This window comes from Rhodococcus sp. WY5, assembly GCF_018588185.1.
Taxonomy (GTDB): domain Bacteria; phylum Actinomycetota; class Actinomycetes; order Mycobacteriales; family Mycobacteriaceae; genus Rhodococcus_F; species Rhodococcus_F qingshengii.
The window spans coordinates 3,829,171-3,843,652 of the sequence record NZ_JAAMPR010000001.1 but is presented as its reverse complement, the minus strand read 5'-3'; the positions used below and the strand labels follow the sequence as shown (position 1 = coordinate 3,843,652).

13 protein-coding genes are annotated in these 14,482 nt (G+C 62.7%); 8 read left to right on the top strand and 5 right to left on the bottom strand.

Going from position 1 to position 14,482, the window contains the following annotated elements; translation table 11 throughout:
- Nucleotides 1–4: 4 nt before the first annotated feature.
- The 5 genes from G4D79_RS17975 to G4D79_RS17955 all read left to right on the top strand — a co-directional run bounded on the left by G4D79_RS17975 (nucleotide 5) and on the right by G4D79_RS17955 (nucleotide 7,977).
- Nucleotides 5–1,297, top strand: a complete 1,293-nt coding sequence (locus G4D79_RS17975) for an adenosylmethionine--8-amino-7-oxononanoate transaminase (protein WP_099698154.1) — start codon at nucleotides 5–7, stop codon at nucleotides 1,295–1,297.
- 57 nt (nucleotides 1,298–1,354) lie between these two features.
- Nucleotides 1,355–3,694, top strand: coding sequence for a glycogen debranching protein GlgX (glgX, locus tag G4D79_RS17970; protein ID WP_083058773.1), 2,340 nt, complete (start codon nucleotides 1,355–1,357; stop codon nucleotides 3,692–3,694).
- A gap of 13 nt (nucleotides 3,695–3,707) precedes the next feature.
- Nucleotides 3,708–6,074: a malto-oligosyltrehalose synthase gene (gene treY / locus G4D79_RS17965; RefSeq protein WP_099698155.1), complete on the top strand. Its 2,367-nt coding sequence runs from the start codon at nucleotides 3,708–3,710 to the stop codon at nucleotides 6,072–6,074.
- 94 nt (nucleotides 6,075–6,168) lie between these two features.
- On the top strand, nucleotides 6,169–6,981 hold the full coding sequence (locus G4D79_RS17960) for a mycofactocin-coupled SDR family oxidoreductase (protein ID WP_007733124.1): 813 nt from the start codon (nucleotides 6,169–6,171) through the stop codon (nucleotides 6,979–6,981).
- 66 nt (nucleotides 6,982–7,047) lie between these two features.
- Nucleotides 7,048–7,977 carry an NADP-dependent oxidoreductase gene (locus tag G4D79_RS17955; RefSeq protein ID WP_050655323.1) on the top strand — a complete coding sequence of 310 codons (930 nt, stop codon included), beginning with the start codon at nucleotides 7,048–7,050 and terminating at the stop codon, nucleotides 7,975–7,977.
- Nucleotides 7,978–7,995: 18 nt separating this feature from the next.
- Here the strand turns inward: G4D79_RS17955 and G4D79_RS17950 are convergent, their stop codons facing one another.
- Nucleotides 7,996–8,415: a PaaI family thioesterase gene (locus G4D79_RS17950; protein WP_230587613.1), complete on the bottom strand. Its 420-nt coding sequence runs from the start codon at nucleotides 8,413–8,415 to the stop codon at nucleotides 7,996–7,998.
- Between the two features lie 55 nt (nucleotides 8,416–8,470).
- Between G4D79_RS17950 and G4D79_RS17945 the strand changes: the two genes are divergently transcribed.
- Nucleotides 8,471–9,064: a TetR/AcrR family transcriptional regulator gene (locus tag G4D79_RS17945; RefSeq protein WP_099697660.1), complete on the top strand. Its 594-nt coding sequence runs from the start codon at nucleotides 8,471–8,473 to the stop codon at nucleotides 9,062–9,064.
- Nucleotides 9,065–9,098: 34 nt separating this feature from the next.
- On the opposite strand, the gene G4D79_RS17940 is transcribed toward G4D79_RS17945, so the two are convergent.
- A complete protein-coding gene (locus tag G4D79_RS17940) occupies nucleotides 9,099–10,007 on the bottom strand; it encodes a DMT family transporter (RefSeq protein ID WP_099697659.1) in 909 nt (302 codons plus the stop codon).
- 83 nt (nucleotides 10,008–10,090) lie between these two features.
- Here G4D79_RS17940 and G4D79_RS17935 point away from each other — a divergent pair, with 83 nt between their 5' ends.
- Nucleotides 10,091–10,981, top strand: a complete 891-nt coding sequence (locus G4D79_RS17935; RefSeq protein WP_042921818.1) for a LysR family transcriptional regulator — start codon at nucleotides 10,091–10,093, stop codon at nucleotides 10,979–10,981.
- Between the two features lies 1 nt (nucleotide 10,982).
- On the opposite strand, the gene G4D79_RS17930 is transcribed toward G4D79_RS17935, so the two are convergent.
- Genes G4D79_RS17930 through G4D79_RS17920 form a run of 3 tightly spaced genes read right to left on the bottom strand, consistent with a single transcriptional unit; the run spans nucleotide 10,983 to nucleotide 12,272 of the window.
- Complete coding sequence (locus G4D79_RS17930) at nucleotides 10,983–11,339, bottom strand: PLD nuclease N-terminal domain-containing protein (RefSeq protein WP_003941757.1); 357 nt, start codon at nucleotides 11,337–11,339, stop codon at nucleotides 10,983–10,985.
- Between the two features lie 57 nt (nucleotides 11,340–11,396).
- Nucleotides 11,397–12,020 carry a TetR/AcrR family transcriptional regulator gene (locus G4D79_RS17925; RefSeq protein WP_030537114.1) on the bottom strand — a complete coding sequence of 208 codons (624 nt, stop codon included), beginning with the start codon at nucleotides 12,018–12,020 and terminating at the stop codon, nucleotides 11,397–11,399.
- A 57-nt stretch (nucleotides 12,021–12,077) separates the two neighbouring features.
- Nucleotides 12,078–12,272: a DUF1918 domain-containing protein gene (locus tag G4D79_RS17920; RefSeq protein ID WP_003941743.1), complete on the bottom strand. Its 195-nt coding sequence runs from the start codon at nucleotides 12,270–12,272 to the stop codon at nucleotides 12,078–12,080.
- Between the two features lie 179 nt (nucleotides 12,273–12,451).
- Here G4D79_RS17920 and G4D79_RS17915 point away from each other — a divergent pair, with 179 nt between their 5' ends.
- Nucleotides 12,452–14,464: an MFS transporter gene (locus G4D79_RS17915; RefSeq protein ID WP_099697658.1), complete on the top strand. Its 2,013-nt coding sequence runs from the start codon at nucleotides 12,452–12,454 to the stop codon at nucleotides 14,462–14,464.
- The last annotated feature ends 18 nt before the right edge of the window (nucleotides 14,465–14,482 follow it).

The window sequence follows — 14,482 nt, the reverse complement described above, 5'->3', positions numbered from 1 at the left end:
ATCCGTGCTCACAACCGGACTTGATCCCCATGACGTCTCCGCCATCGATGCCGATGTCCTCTGGCATCCGTACGGATCATTTCCCGCGTCGACTCGTCCGCTGATCGTCGACTCTGCGCAGGGGGCTACACTCACGCTCTCCGACGGCCGCCGATTGGTCGACGGAATGAGCTCGTGGTGGGCCGCCATTCACGGATACCGCAATCCCGTGCTCGACACTGCTGCTGCACGGCAGCTGGGCAAGATGAGTCATGTCATGTTCGGCGGACTGACGCACGAACCCGCCGCTCGCCTCGGGCGACTACTCGTCGACATCACACCGCCTCACCTCGACAAGGTGTTCCTCTCCGACTCCGGTTCGGTGGCCGTCGAAGTAGCAGTCAAGATGTGCCTGCAGTACTGGCGGAGCCTCGGAAAACCGTCGAAAAATCGTTTGATGACCTGGCGCGGCGGATATCACGGCGACACCTTCACCCCCATGAGCGTCTGCGACCCCGACGGCGGCATGCACTCTCTCTGGACCGACGTCCTTCGCCCTCAGGTCTTCGCGCAGACTCCCCCGGCGGACTATCTCCCCGAATACGTGCAGGAGTTGGAATCGCTCTTGGCCGAGCATCACGAGGACCTCGCCGCGGTGATCGTCGAACCGGTAGTCCAAGGCGCCGGCGGAATGCGTTTCCACGACCCCGCATACCTGATCGACCTCCGTAACCTCTGCGACAAATACCAAGTCCTCCTGGTCTTCGACGAGATCGCGACCGGATTCGGACGCACCGGTGAACTGTTCGCCGCCGATCACGCCGGCGTCAGTCCCGACGTCATGTGCGTCGGCAAGGCACTGACCGGCGGGTACATGAGTCTGGCGGCAACGCTGTGCACCACGGAGATCGCGGAGACCATCACTGCCGGTGAGGGCGGCGGGCTGATGCACGGCCCCACCTTCATGGGCAATCCACTCGCGTGCGCCGTCGCGGTGGCGTCGACCGAACTTCTGCTTGCGATGGACTGGCGGCGTGACGTCGCAACCCTCGAACGTGGCCTCGCTCGAGGCCTCGCCGAAGCCGTCACAATTCCCGGGGTCGTCGACGTCCGCGTCAAAGGCGGAATCGGAGTGATCGAACTCGAACAGCCGGTCGACATGCAGAGCGCGACCGATGCAGCCGTCGACGCCGGCGTCTGGCTCCGGCCGTTCCGCAACCTCGTATACGCGATGCCTCCGTACCTGTGTTCGGAGGCAGAGGTGGAACAGATCACAGCCGGAATGCTTGCAACCGCCCGCAGCCAGGCGAAACGGTGATCGGCACCGTAGACAGTCGACGAGATTCGATCGGCTGCACCCGATAGGGTCTGATTCATGGATCAACCGCCGAGCGAGACCTCAGCCACTCCCATCCCGGTATGGCCTGGCAGTGCGTACCCACTCGGTGCCACCTACGACGGCGCGGGGACCAATTTCTCGCTCTTCTCCGAGGTCGCCGAGGCCGTCGAGCTGTGCCTGATCGCCAAGGACGGAACCGAAACCCGCATTCGGATGGACGAGGTCGACGGTTACGTCTGGCATGCGTACCTTCCGTCGGTATCCCCCGGCCAGCGATACGGCTACCGCGTACACGGGCCGTACGATCCGGCTGCAGGTCTGCGATGCGATCCGAGCAAGCTCCTGCTGGACCCGTACGGAAAAGCGTTCGACGGAGACTTCGACGGAGACCGTTCGCTGTTCTCGTACGACGTCGAATCGGCGGCGGACCCCGAACCTTCAGGAGACGACGAATCTCCCGCCGTGGAGCCGCAAGAGGCTATCGACGAAACGAGTTCGGAAGCCGAATCGGACGAGGTGGGCCTCGAAGACGACTCGCCCACGGGCGATCAGGAATCGGACGAGATCCTCGAGCCCGAACCCTTCGAGCCGGAACCACTCGTCGACGAACCCGCCACCATCCCTTTCCCCCAACATGATTCGCTCGGCCATACGATGTCGACCGTCGTCATCAACCCGTTCTTCGATTGGGCGTCCGACCACTCGCCGAAGCGTCCGTATCACGAGACGGTCATCTACGAAGCGCACGTCAAGGGTATGACCGCGACGCATCCCGGAGTTCCGGAGGAATTGCGCGGCACGTACGCGGGGCTCGCTCATCCGGTGATCATCGAGCACCTCACCGATCTGGGTGTCACGGCGATCGAACTGATGCCGGTCCACCAGTTCATGCACGATCAGGTGCTTCTCGACCAAGGTCTGCGAAACTACTGGGGTTACAACACCTTCGGCTTTCTCGCTCCACACACCGACTACTCCTCGGCCACGAAACCCGATGCGGCCGTAGCGGAATTCAAAGCCATGGTGCGCAGCTTCCACCAGGCGGGTATCGAAGTGATCCTCGACGTGGTCTACAACCACACCGCCGAGGGCAATCACATGGGGCCGACCATCAGCTTCCGCGGAATCGACAATGCCGCCTACTACCGCCTGGTCGACGGCGACGAAGAGCACTACATGGACTACACCGGAACGGGCAACAGCCTCAACGCCCGTCATCCGCATACGCTGCAATTGATCATGGACTCTCTGCGGTACTGGGTCACGGAGATGCACGTCGACGGTTTCCGCTTCGACCTCGCCTCGACACTCGCCCGTGAACTGCACGACGTGGACCGCCTTTCGGCCTTCTTCGATCTCGTGCAGCAGGATCCGATCGTCAGTCAGGTGAAGCTGATCGCCGAACCGTGGGACGTCGGCGAAGGCGGTTACCAGGTCGGCAACTTCCCCGGCCTGTGGACCGAATGGAACGGCAAATACCGCGACACCGTCCGCGACTACTGGCGTGGTGAGCCGGCAACGCTCGGGGAGTTCGCCTCCCGTCTCACCGGATCCTCTGATCTCTACGAGGCCACCGGACGTCGCCCTGGCGCGAGCATCAACTTCGTCATCGCTCACGACGGTTTCACCCTGCACGACCTCGTCTCGTACAACGAGAAGCACAACGAAGCCAACGGTGAGAACAACAACGACGGCGAATCGCACAACCGATCGTGGAACTGCGGAGTCGAAGGCCCCACCGACGACCCGGAAATCCTCGAACTGCGTGGCCGTCAGAGCCGGAACATACTGGCTACGCTGATGCTCAGCCAGGGCACCCCGATGCTTGCTCACGGCGACGAGATGGGCCGAACTCAGCAGGGTAACAACAACGTTTACTGCCAGGATTCGGAACTGTCATGGATGGATTGGACTCTCGCGGAAACCAACGCCGACCTCGTCGAGTTCACCAAGCGCGCAATTGCCTTGCGCGCCAAGAACCCGGTCTTCCGGCGTCGTCGATTCTTCGAGGGGCGACCTATTCGAAGCGGCGATCAGAGTCGCGACATCGCCTGGCTCACGCCGTCTGGCGAAGAGATGACTCCGGCCGACTGGGACAGCGGTTTCGGCAAGTCGTTGGCTGTCTTTCTCAACGGTGACGCGATCCCGGAACCGAACTACCGTGGCGAGCGCGTCACGGGAGATTCGTTCCTTCTCTGCTTCAACGCCCACTACGAAGATCTCGAATTCTCCACCCCCAACGCGGACTACGCCTCGGAGTGGACCGTCGTACTCGACACCTCGGTCCCCACCGGTGAGAGCGATACCGTGATCAAAGCCGGAACAACATTGGATGTAAAAGCGCGAGCATTGACGGTACTTCGCAGAACCGCTTGAGGGAGACGTGCACATGGCCCCGATAACCAGCACCTACCGACTGCAGTTGCGACCGGATGCATTCACTCTTCGTGATGCGGCCGCACAGGTGGACTACTTCGAGGCATTGGGGGTCTCACATCTCTATCTCTCCCCCATCCTCACGGCAACGTCCGGATCGACGCATGGCTACGACGTCACCGATCCGACAACCGTGTCCGAAGGACTTGGTGGCCGCGAAGCCCTGGTGGAGCTCTCGCGCGCCGTTCGATCACGTGGGATGGGCCTGATCGTCGATCTGGTCCCCAACCATGTCGGTGTCGCCAAACCTCGCGAAAATGCTTGGTGGTGGGACGTTCTCACGCACGGGCAGTCGTCGGAGTACGCGAATTTCTTCGACGTCGATTGGGCCGAGGACAACGGAGCCAACGGCGCCGGCGGCAAACTCTCACTCCCGGTACTGGGTAGCCCGGACGATCTCGACGCACTGACTGTCGAGAAAGATGGCGAGGAAACACTTCTCGCGTTCTACGAGCACCGCTTCCCCATCGCTGCCGGTACTGAACTCGGATCCCCACAGGAGGTGCACTCCCGGCAGTCGTACCGACTCGTACCGTGGAACGCCGGAATCATCAACTACCGACGGTTCTTTGCCGTCAACGAACTCGCTGCGCTGCGCCAGGAGGACCCCCAAGTCTTCGAACTCTGCCATCGGCAAGTGAAGTCGTGGGTCGACGAAGGACTGATCGACGGCGTTCGCATCGATCATCCGGACGGACTCGCGAATCCGGCGGAATATCTCGGGCGCCTGCGAGAACTGATCGGACCAGATCAGTGGCTCGTGATCGAAAAGATCCTCGGCCATACGGAACCACTCGATCCGATGCTCCCGATCGACGGCACCACCGGATACGACGCCCTCAATCAGCTGGGCGGCATTTTCGTCGATCCCGCCGCCGAACTCGAATTGACCGAACTCTCGGCAGATCTGACCGGCGACGACGGGGACAGTACGTGGTTGCATCACACCGAACGTCAGTTCAAACGCGACACCGGGCGCGGTGACCTGGCACCGGAGGTTCGCAGGCTCGTGCGTGCAATCCGACGCGAAACCGGAAGTCGTTGCAGTGAGACCGAACTGAACGACGCAGTTGTCGTCGCGATCGCTCGGATGCCGGTGTACCGATCCGACTACAGTCCCCTCGCCGGTTTGGCCGCTCGGATCGTCGGCGACATGCACGAATTGGCTCCCGGACATGAACCATCGTTCAACGTGTTGGCGCAATCCCTGGTGAACAGCGGTGAAGCCTCAGTTCGCTTCCAGCAGGTGTGTGGCGCTGTCATGGCCAAGTCCGTCGAAGATCGACTCTTCTATCGGACGGCGCGCCTGGTCTCACGTCAGGAAGTCGGCGGCAACCCGGCATCGCTTGCCGTCTCCGTCGCCGAATTCCATCTCCACAACGCGGACCGAGCGAAGCGGTGGCCGCGCGCGATGACGAGTCTGTCCACTCACGACACCAAACGCGGCGAGGACGTGCGGGCACGGATCGGTGTTGTGTCTCAGGTGCCGACGCTGTGGGCCCGGCTGATTCGCGAGTGGGAAGACGTGTGCCCCAGCCCTGATCCGCTTACCGGATTGTTCTTGTGGCAGAACATCATCGGTGTGTGGCCGGCTGACGGCCGCTCGGCAGCCTCGGTTCCAGAGCTGCGCGAGCGTTTGCACGCCTATGCGGAGAAAGCCGTCCGCGAGTCCGGCGCCAGAACTTCCTGGAACGATCCGGACGTCGACTTCGAGTCGGCAGTGCACCGCTGGATCGACGAGGTGATCGACGGCCCGGTCGGTGATTCGGTCAGCGAATTCGTCGGCCGGATCGCGCGTCACGGCTGGTCGGACTCTCTGGGCCAAAAGCTGCTCCAACTTCTCGGGCCCGGCGTTCCCGACGTCTACCAGGGCACTGAGCTGTGGGAGGACTCGTTGGTCGATCCGGACAACCGGCGGCTTGTCGACTACGGAACGAGGCGATCACTGCTCGATTCCGGCGCCGCGCCGATCGACGCAACAGGAACCGCAAAGTTGCACCTCGTTCGCACGGCACTGACACTGCGGCGGGAGAACCCCTCGTGGTTCGATCACGGTGAGTACCGGCCGGTCTTCGCTTCAGGTTCCGGATCCGGTCATCTGGTCGGCTTCTCGCGCGGCCCGGCAGGTGATCCGCCTATGGTCGTTGCTCTGGCGACGCGACATTCGCTCAGACTTTCGTCGCACGGTTGGCGAGATACGCGAGTGGACCTGCCAGATGGCGAATGGGTCGACGCACTGAGCGGACAACCCGTCTTGTCTTCGGATGCGCGGGACATCTTCGCTGCCGGGCCATGTGCCCTGTTGACCAGGGTGCGCTGAGCGGTTTCCGCTGACTGGGCATTCACCCCCGAAAAGAACTTCGTCGCGCTAACTTCCGAAGAGCAGATCATCACCACTAGTCGGAGGTTTGAGCATGGCCGCCAGTCGATTCACCGGAAAAGTTGCCTTCATCACCGGAGCCGCCCGTGGTCAGGGGCGCGCCGAAGCTGTCCGGCTGGCAGAAGAGGGCGCAGACATCATCGCCGTCGACGCGTGTGTTCAATTCGAATCCACCTCGTATGCCGGCGCCACCGACGACGACCTGGCCGAGACAGTCGAACTGGTCAAGGCCCTGGACCGTCGAATTGTCGCTACCAAGACCGACGTTCGCGACTTCTCTGCGCTGTCCGCGGCGCTCGCGGCCGGCATCGACGAATTGGGGCGACTTGACGTCGTCGTCGCGAACGCCGGAATCTGTTCTGCCAACATGTCCTGGGAAATCACGCCCGAGCAGTGGCAGGAAACGCTCGACGTCAACCTGACCGGCGTCTTCCACACCGCCAAGGCAGCGATCCCGCACCTGATCAAGCAAGGCACCGGTGGCTCGATCATCTTCACCAGCTCCGTCGCCGGCCTGCGCGGCCTCCCCTTCCTCGGCCATTACGTCGCGAGCAAACACGGCATCACCGGTCTGGCCAAGACGATGGCCTCGGAGTTGGGGCAGTACAACATTCGGGTCAACACCATCCACCCACACGGCGTGGAAACCGGAATGCAGATGACGGACATGCGGCCGCTCATCGACGCCAACGCCCACACACTCGGTCCGATCTTCATGCAGACCTTGCCCGACCCTGTCAGCCAGCCGGAGGACATCGCCGCCGCCGTCGCGTTCCTCGGTTCCGACGAGGCCCATCACATCACCGGCATCGCGATGCCGCTCGATCTGGGCACCCTGATCCGCTGATCGAATCTTCTCGAGTTTTTCCCGTCCTCGGGGAATATCGCTTCCCCGAGGACGGTTGCGCGAGACATGACCAAAACTGTTGTAGCGCAGACGTACGGCACGCCCGAGGTCCTGAAGCTGGTGGACGTCGATTTACCGGCACCGAAATCAGGTGAAGTCCTGGTCGACGTGAAGGCGATCGGCGTCAATCCCTTCGACTTCAAGCTCTACAGCGGCGCTTTCGGCACCGACCCCGAGAAACTTCCCATCCGCCTCGGCGGCGAGGCAGCGGGCGTCGTCTCGGCTGTCGGCGACGGCGTCACAAATGTGAACGTCGGCGACGAAGTGATCGTCAGCCCCGGCAACGGCCTCTACTCCGAACAAGTAGTCGTGCCGGTCTCCTCTGTCACCGCGAAGCCCGCAGGCATCAGCTGGGAACAGGCAGCCGGCCTCCTTCTGGTCGGCGGAACTGCAGTCGACGCCCTCGACACCATTCGGGTCGGTTCCGGCGACACCGTTCTCATCCACGGCGCGTCCGGCGGCGTCGGCGCGATCGCTGTTCAGCTGGCAGTTGGTCGCGGAGCTACGGTGATCGGCACTGCGGGAGCCTCGAATCAGGATTACGTGCGCTCGCTCGGCGCGACGCCTGTGCTCTACGGCCACGGCCTCGAAGCGCGTGTCCGTGAACTCGCGCCGAACGGCGTCGATGCGGCGTTCGACACCGCCGGAACGGACGAAGCCGTCGATGCATCTCTGGCTTTGGTCACCGACAAGAGTCGCATCGTCACCATCGTCGCGTTCGGACGCGCCCAGACCGACGGCTTCGCGTCCGTCGGCGGAGGCAATCCGGCAAGTGCGGAAGCGCGTTTGAAGGCTCGATCCGAACTGGTCGAACAAGCCGGTTCCGGACATCTCACCGTGAAGATCGCCAAGACTTTCCCACTAACGGACGTCGCGCTCGCTCACACCGAGTTGCAGAGTTCGCACCCCGCGGGAAAGTTCATCCTCGTTCCGTGACCTTCAGCTCTGTCTTGCCTAGGCCTTAGGGGCGAGTGGAACCAACAGGGTGGTGCCGAACGCGACGAGCACCGATTCGCCTTCGCGTTCGGCATGTACCTCGGCAGTGACGAACACCTGCTTGCGCCCGGCCTTGACCGAGCGCGCCGTAGCGACAAATGCGGTTCCGACGCCCGGACTCACGAAATTGACCGCGCAGTTGGACGCCGCCACGACACCTACCTGGGTGAAAGCAGCAAATCCGCACGCGGTGTCGACGAGTCCCGCCACGAGCGCAGCGTGCAGGTGTCCCGAGTACTGGCCCAGATCCTCACGCCATTCGAGCCGCAGACAAACGCGACCCGGTTCGGCCTCCGTGACTTCGAATCCGGCCCACCGGTTGAAGGCCGCCGAGGCGTTGACCGCGCGCAACTGTTCGAGCATTTCAGAATTTCCCATGTAGACCAGTCTACATAGATTGTGGTGGATCGCTGGGGTGTTTAAGCTCCAACTCGTGGCGACTCCCCCGAAACACCGCGAAGCACTCGTACGAGCTGCGGCCGATCTGTTTCGCCGCCAGGGGTATGCGGCAACGGGCCTCAACGAGATCCTCAAGTCGAGCGGGGCGCCGAAAGGTTCGCTCTACCACTACTTTCCCGGCGGCAAAGAGCAGATCGGCGAAGAGGTCGTCCGCGTCGGCGGGCAGTTGGTCACCGACACCCTGACCGAACTCGCCGACAGCCAATCGGACGCCGGGTCACTGCTGCGCGAGTACGCGCGGTTGCTCGCCGGATGGGTGAGCGATTCGGATTTCCACGAAGGCTCGCCGATCACGACGGTGTTGTTGGAACTTGCCCCCGATTCGGAGAGCGTGACAGCCGCCGGACAGGCGGTGTATCGACAGTGGACTTCGCTACTGCGCGACACACTGATCACGTCCGGGGTCGGACGTGCGCGAGCGGAACGGCTTGCCGTCCTTGCAGTGTCCGCGCTCGAGGGCTCGCTGGTGCGGGCTCGCGTCGAACGATCCGGTCAGCCGATTCTCGACTCCCTCGGCGAGGTCGCCGACGTGTTCGACGGAGCAATCGCCGCGGCGCACTCGCACTGAGCGAACGCGACCTGAGCGAACGGCACTCTCGGTCTCATGAAGGCGCCGAAAGGTACGTTCGCTCGGAATCGGAGGGTGGCTCAGTCGGCTTCCGGGCGCCATCCCGAGCACCATCCCGAGCACCACCGCGGGCCGCGCCGATCCCTGCGACGACGACGCACGCGATACCTGCCACGGCCAGAACACTCGGAACCTGTTGCAGCACAACCAGACCGATAAGCTGCGCGAAAGCAGGCTCGAGACTCATCAGCGTGCCGAACGCCGCCGTGGACAGCCTTCGCAACGAGACCATCTCCAGAACGAACGGCACGACGGGCAGCAAGATCGCGAGTCCGAGGCCCACGAGAATCAGATGCGGAGTCAGCCGCCCGATAGCCGAGTGGCCTACGGCAATTGTCGCGGCCAACCCGGCTACCGCCATCGACACCGCCAGCCCGTTGATACCGGCAACCTCGTCGCCGACGCGCTGGGTGAGCAAAATGTACATCGCCCAGCAGAGCGCCGCACCGAGTGCGTACGCCACACCGACCAGATCGACTGTCCCGGCCCATGGTTCGGTGAGAAGCACGACGCCCACGCCTGCCAGAACCGGCCACAGAACGCGGCCACGCCCCCGGAGCAATGCAACCGTCAGCGGACCCAAGAATTCCAATGCGCTTGCTGTTCCCAGCGGAAGTCGCTCCACCGCTGCCATGAAAAGGAGCGTCATACCTGCGGTGACCACACCCAGAACCACGCAAGCCAGAAACGCCTTGCGAGTGAACACCGAGGGGCGGGGCCTGACGATGATCAGAAGAATGATGCCTGCCCAGGCGAGTCGTATCCACGCCGCTCCGTCTGCGCCGAGCTGATCGATCAGACCCACCGACACGGCGAGCCCGAGCTGCACGCACAACATCGCCAGAACAGCCAGGCCCACTCCGGCCCGCGCTTTCGTATCCATAGCTGAATTGAACGGGAGGCCAACCGTTCGCGTCCACGCGATTTTGACCTACATTATGTTCACGATTAGTGAATGATCGAAGGATGGAAACCCGTCGACTCCATCTCCTCCTCGAACTCTCCCGCTTGGGTTCGATGCGTGCGGTCGCCGAAGCGCACAACCTCACGACGTCGACAGTGTCCCAACAACTCGCGGCCTTGACCGCGGAGACCGGTACCGCACTGATCGAGCCCGACGGTCGCCGGGTGCGGCTGACGCCGGCCGGTCAACGACTGGCCGATCATGCCGTCACCATCCTGGCAGCCGTCGATGCAGCTCGCCTGGACCTCGATCCGGACGCGGAACCGGTGGGGACCCTGCGAGTCGGCGGATTCGCAACTGCGATCAGAACCGCGATGCTCCCCGTCGCTCGAAGCCTGCAACGCAGTCACCCGCAGGTGGACGTGATGATCTACGAATACGAACCCGTCGAGGCTTTTGCACTCCTCGAACGCGACGATCTAGACCTCGCACTGACGTACGACTACAACCTCGCCCCCGCGTCGCCGAGCCCACTACTCGAAGCAATTCCGCTCTGGTCGACGCCATGGGGACTGTGTGTTCCCGACGACGCCAAAGCTCCCGACAAGTCCACAGAATCCGGAATCGATCTCCGCGCCTTCGCCGACACGTCATGGATAGTGAACTCACGCAACACGGCAGACGAGCGCGCTGTGCGAACCCTCGCGTCGCTGGCCGGGTTCACCCCTCGGATCACTCACCAGATCGACAGTCTCGACTTGGTCGAACTCTTGATCCTCAGTGGTTACGGCGTGGGGCTGATGCCGCTCGAACGCAAGACTCGCGAAGGCGTGCGCGTCGAACCACTCGTCGATCCGCCCGTCATCCTCACTGCCTATGCGGTGACGCGTCGCGGCCGATCGTCGTGGCCGCCACTTCGGCTCGTGTTGGACCGACTCACGGCCTACCGATAACTCACATCCGATCAGCGTCGCCGTCGCGGCGCTGCTGCTTGGCAATTCGACGCTGCTCTTCCGCCCGCTCGCGGCACTGACGCAAGAAGGCTTCGTCCGCCGCCGGATCCTGCGCAACGGCACGTCCCGGGCGCTCGTATTCGCCGTATCCGGTTGGGCCGACGTAACCGCGGGGCGCGTTCTGTCCGCGCCCGACCACCAGCCACAGAACCGATCCCAAAGTAGGAAGGAAGATGATGATCAGAATCCAGACGACCTTGGGTAGGTACTGGATGTAGGCGTCATCTCTCGTGATGGCGTCGACGATGCAGAAAATCCACAGCAACATCGTGATGAGGCCGAACAAGGCATAGGGCACGCTGGCGATTCCTCCCGAGAATAAAAAACCCTCGCCATGCTAACGAAAACAGACCAATTAGTACATTAGATTCTGGCGAATGTTGAACTCGAGCCATCCTCGGTACGCATCGACGTCCCATCCACTGACCCGACGCAATTGCTGATGAAGCTGAGGCGAGACGAAAGCGGCAAGTATGCCCGCAGCTTTCTCGAGCGAAATCTCAGGCCTCAACAAGCCATGCTCGGAGAGACCCTCGGCTATCGACATCGCATTGACGGCCGACTGATCCGACGACTCCTCGGATAGTCGACGCATGTCGGCATCCGCACCCGAGGATTCGACCGCGACCATCATCAGAGCGCCGGCACGTTCGAGCAGTCCGATGCCCTGAGCCACGATCTGGGAGACGATCCGGCGAACGTCATCGGGGTCCGAGGCCAGGTTCGGCGCGCCGAGTGGAACCTCTTCGGCATCGAGCGCCGCAGCGAGGGCCGCTTCGAAGATCTCGAGTTTCCCGCCAGGGAAGGCTGTGAACACCGTCCGATCGGCGACGCCGGCCGAGGCGGCAATCTGCTTGACGGTGGCACTGACATACCCGTCTCGAACAAACAAGGCCGTCGCCGCGTCACGAATGAGTTCACGCGTTCGCTGCGCGGAAGCTTCACGCACGCGGGAGTGGTACTGGCGTCTGCCCTCCATTGCGCACACTTTAGCCGCATTCGATGCAACGACCATGCATGGAAAGAATCGTGCAGCTCAGGAGCCTTTTCCGGGGTGGTCTATCCAGCCGTCGCTACCGGGAAACACCAACGCCTCGTGGCCGTTGTCGTACCTGACCAGATAGGGAGGACCGCCGTCCTCGCCGTGCACCTCGAGAACCTCGGCAGTTACCTCCGCCTGCCCCACAACGCGCCCCTGGACGTGGAGACGGTCACCCACTTCGGCATGCATCACTCCTCCTCGCTGCCCGCTCGCGCAGGCGCAGACCAACCACTGACGTTGTTCCCGCCATGCCGACTCGGAAACCCTGGGGCGAGTTGCCGTCGTGAGAAATCGCATATTCACCGAAGGTGACAGTGACGGGTGAACAGTGGTTCACTCATGGGTGAATTCCCGTTCACCATCGCCGCGTGAAGGACCGTCTCTTGGCATTGCACTCGTCTCCGACCACTCGCCGTTCAAGTCGGCTCATTACCGCAATTCTCTGTCTTTCCGGCACCGTGGTCGCGCTGCAACAAACGATGGTCATTCCGTTGTTGCCCGATTTCCCGAAGATCCTTGGCGTCAGCGCTGACGACGCCTCCTGGCTCGTCACCGTCACGCTCCTCACGAGTGCCGTCGCCACTCCGATCGTCTCCCGCCTGGCAGACATGTTCGGAAAACGACGCATGATGCTGATCTCGATGACGATGATCGTGGTCGGATCACTGGTCGCGGCGATCGGCGGCAACTTTGTCGCCCTGCTGATCGGACGTGGTCTCCAGGGCTTCGCGATCTCGATGATCCCCGTCGGAATCAGCATCATGCGCGACGAACTGCCCAAGGAGAAGGTGGCGTCGGCAACAGCGTTGATGAGTGCCACTCTCGGAATCGGCAGCGCACTCGGGCTCCCGCTGTCCGGGTTGATCTTCGAGCATCTGGGCTGGCCCGCCATCTTCTGGCTCTCGGCGATCGTGGGCGTCCTGCTGATCATCGCGGTAGCCGTCGTCGTCCCGGAATCAAGTGTTCGTACCCGCGGCAAATTCGACTTCCTGGGCGCGGTCATGCTCTCGACAGCACTCACGGCGATCCTCCTCGCCATCTCCAAGGGCGCCCGTTGGGGATGGACGAGCGAACTGACATTGCTGATGTTCGTCATCGGAATCGTGACTCTCGCATTGTGGTTCCCTTACGAACTTCGCGTCACCCAGCCGATGGTCGATCTACGAACGTCGGCCAAGCGGCCTGTTCTGCTGACCAACGTCGCCTCGATCCTCGTCGGCTTCTCGATGTACGCGAACAACCTCTCCACCACCCAACAACTTCAGATGCCGAAGATCTCCGGCTACGGCTTCGAACTGGGCGTGATGGCGGCCGGACTGTGCATGATTCCGGCAGGCCTCGCGATGGTCTTCTTCGCGCCCGTCTCCGCGAACATCACGAAGCGATTCGGAGCCAAGATCACCCTGATCGTCGGCGGCACGGTGCTCGCGCTCGCCTACATCGCGCGAGTGTTCCTGACCGGTTCGATAGCACTGATCATCATCAGCGCGGCGGTGGTCAGCATCGGAACCGCAATCGCCTACTCCGCGATGCCGATGCTGATCATGCGATCGGTTCCGATTACCGAAACCGCGTCGGCAAACGGCCTCAATTCGCTGCTCCGCTCAGTCGGTACTTCCACGTCCAGCGCGGTGGTTGCCGCCATGCTCACTTCGATGGTCATCCCGTCCGGGCCGGGCGAGGGCCTTCCGTCGATCGACGCCTTCAAGAACATCTTCTGGCTGGCCGCCCTCGCCGCCGTGGCTGCTGCCGCTGCCGCTGCGTTCATTCCTCGCCGCGGCGCAAAACCGGAAGCGGCACTTCGCCCGGTGACCCCGGAAGGGTTCGAGCTTCCCGACGCCGCCGTGTCCGAAACGGAAATTGTGGTTGCCGGTCATGTGGTCCGGGCCGACAGCCGACCGATCCGGCAGGCCGTTGTCACCGTGATGGACATGGAGGGGCGACCGATCGACTGGAGTCGCGCCGACAACGAGGGCAACTTCTCCCTCGCCCTACCCCGGCCCGGCCGGTACCTGGTGGTCACGAGCGCCGACGGTTGGTCCCCGAGATCACAGGTAATCAGCTTCGACAGCGCGCAATCGACGCACACCGTCGAACTCGGTGACCGCCTCACCATCTCCGGCAAGGTCGGAGTCGGCGGCCGAACAACCTCGGGAACCGTCGTCACGCTCACGAAACCGACCGGCGAATTCGTCGCATCCACGGTCACCGACGGAACCGGGCACTACGGAATCGCACTTCCCACATCCGGCCGGTACATCCTGACCGCGCTGACCGAGAGCGGACACGGCACATTGGCTCGTCAGATAGCGGTCATCGCGCAGTCCACCGTCGTCGATTTCGACGTACCCGTCGATGCCGAGCCGTTGACGACAGTATGAACGCCAGTACGAGCAACC

Coding starts and splice junctions, on each gene's coding strand:
- glgX (WP_083058773.1), top strand. CDS start 1,355: ATGGATCAACCGCCGAGCGAGACCTCAGCCACTCCCATCCCGGTATGG.
- treY (WP_099698155.1), top strand. CDS start 3,708: ATGGCCCCGATAACCAGCACCTACCGACTGCAGTTGCGACCGGATGCA.
- G4D79_RS17960 (WP_007733124.1), top strand. CDS start 6,169: ATGGCCGCCAGTCGATTCACCGGAAAAGTTGCCTTCATCACCGGAGCC.
- G4D79_RS17955 (WP_050655323.1), top strand. CDS start 7,048: ATGACCAAAACTGTTGTAGCGCAGACGTACGGCACGCCCGAGGTCCTG.
- G4D79_RS17950 (WP_230587613.1), bottom strand. CDS start 8,415: ATGGGAAATTCTGAAATGCTCGAACAGTTGCGCGCGGTCAACGCCTCG.
- G4D79_RS17940 (WP_099697659.1), bottom strand. CDS start 10,007: ATGGATACGAAAGCGCGGGCCGGAGTGGGCCTGGCTGTTCTGGCGATG.
- G4D79_RS17935 (WP_042921818.1), top strand. CDS start 10,091: ATGGAAACCCGTCGACTCCATCTCCTCCTCGAACTCTCCCGCTTGGGT.
- G4D79_RS17925 (WP_030537114.1), bottom strand. CDS start 12,020: ATGGAGGGCAGACGCCAGTACCACTCCCGCGTGCGTGAAGCTTCCGCG.
- G4D79_RS17920 (WP_003941743.1), bottom strand. CDS start 12,272: ATGCATGCCGAAGTGGGTGACCGTCTCCACGTCCAGGGGCGCGTTGTG.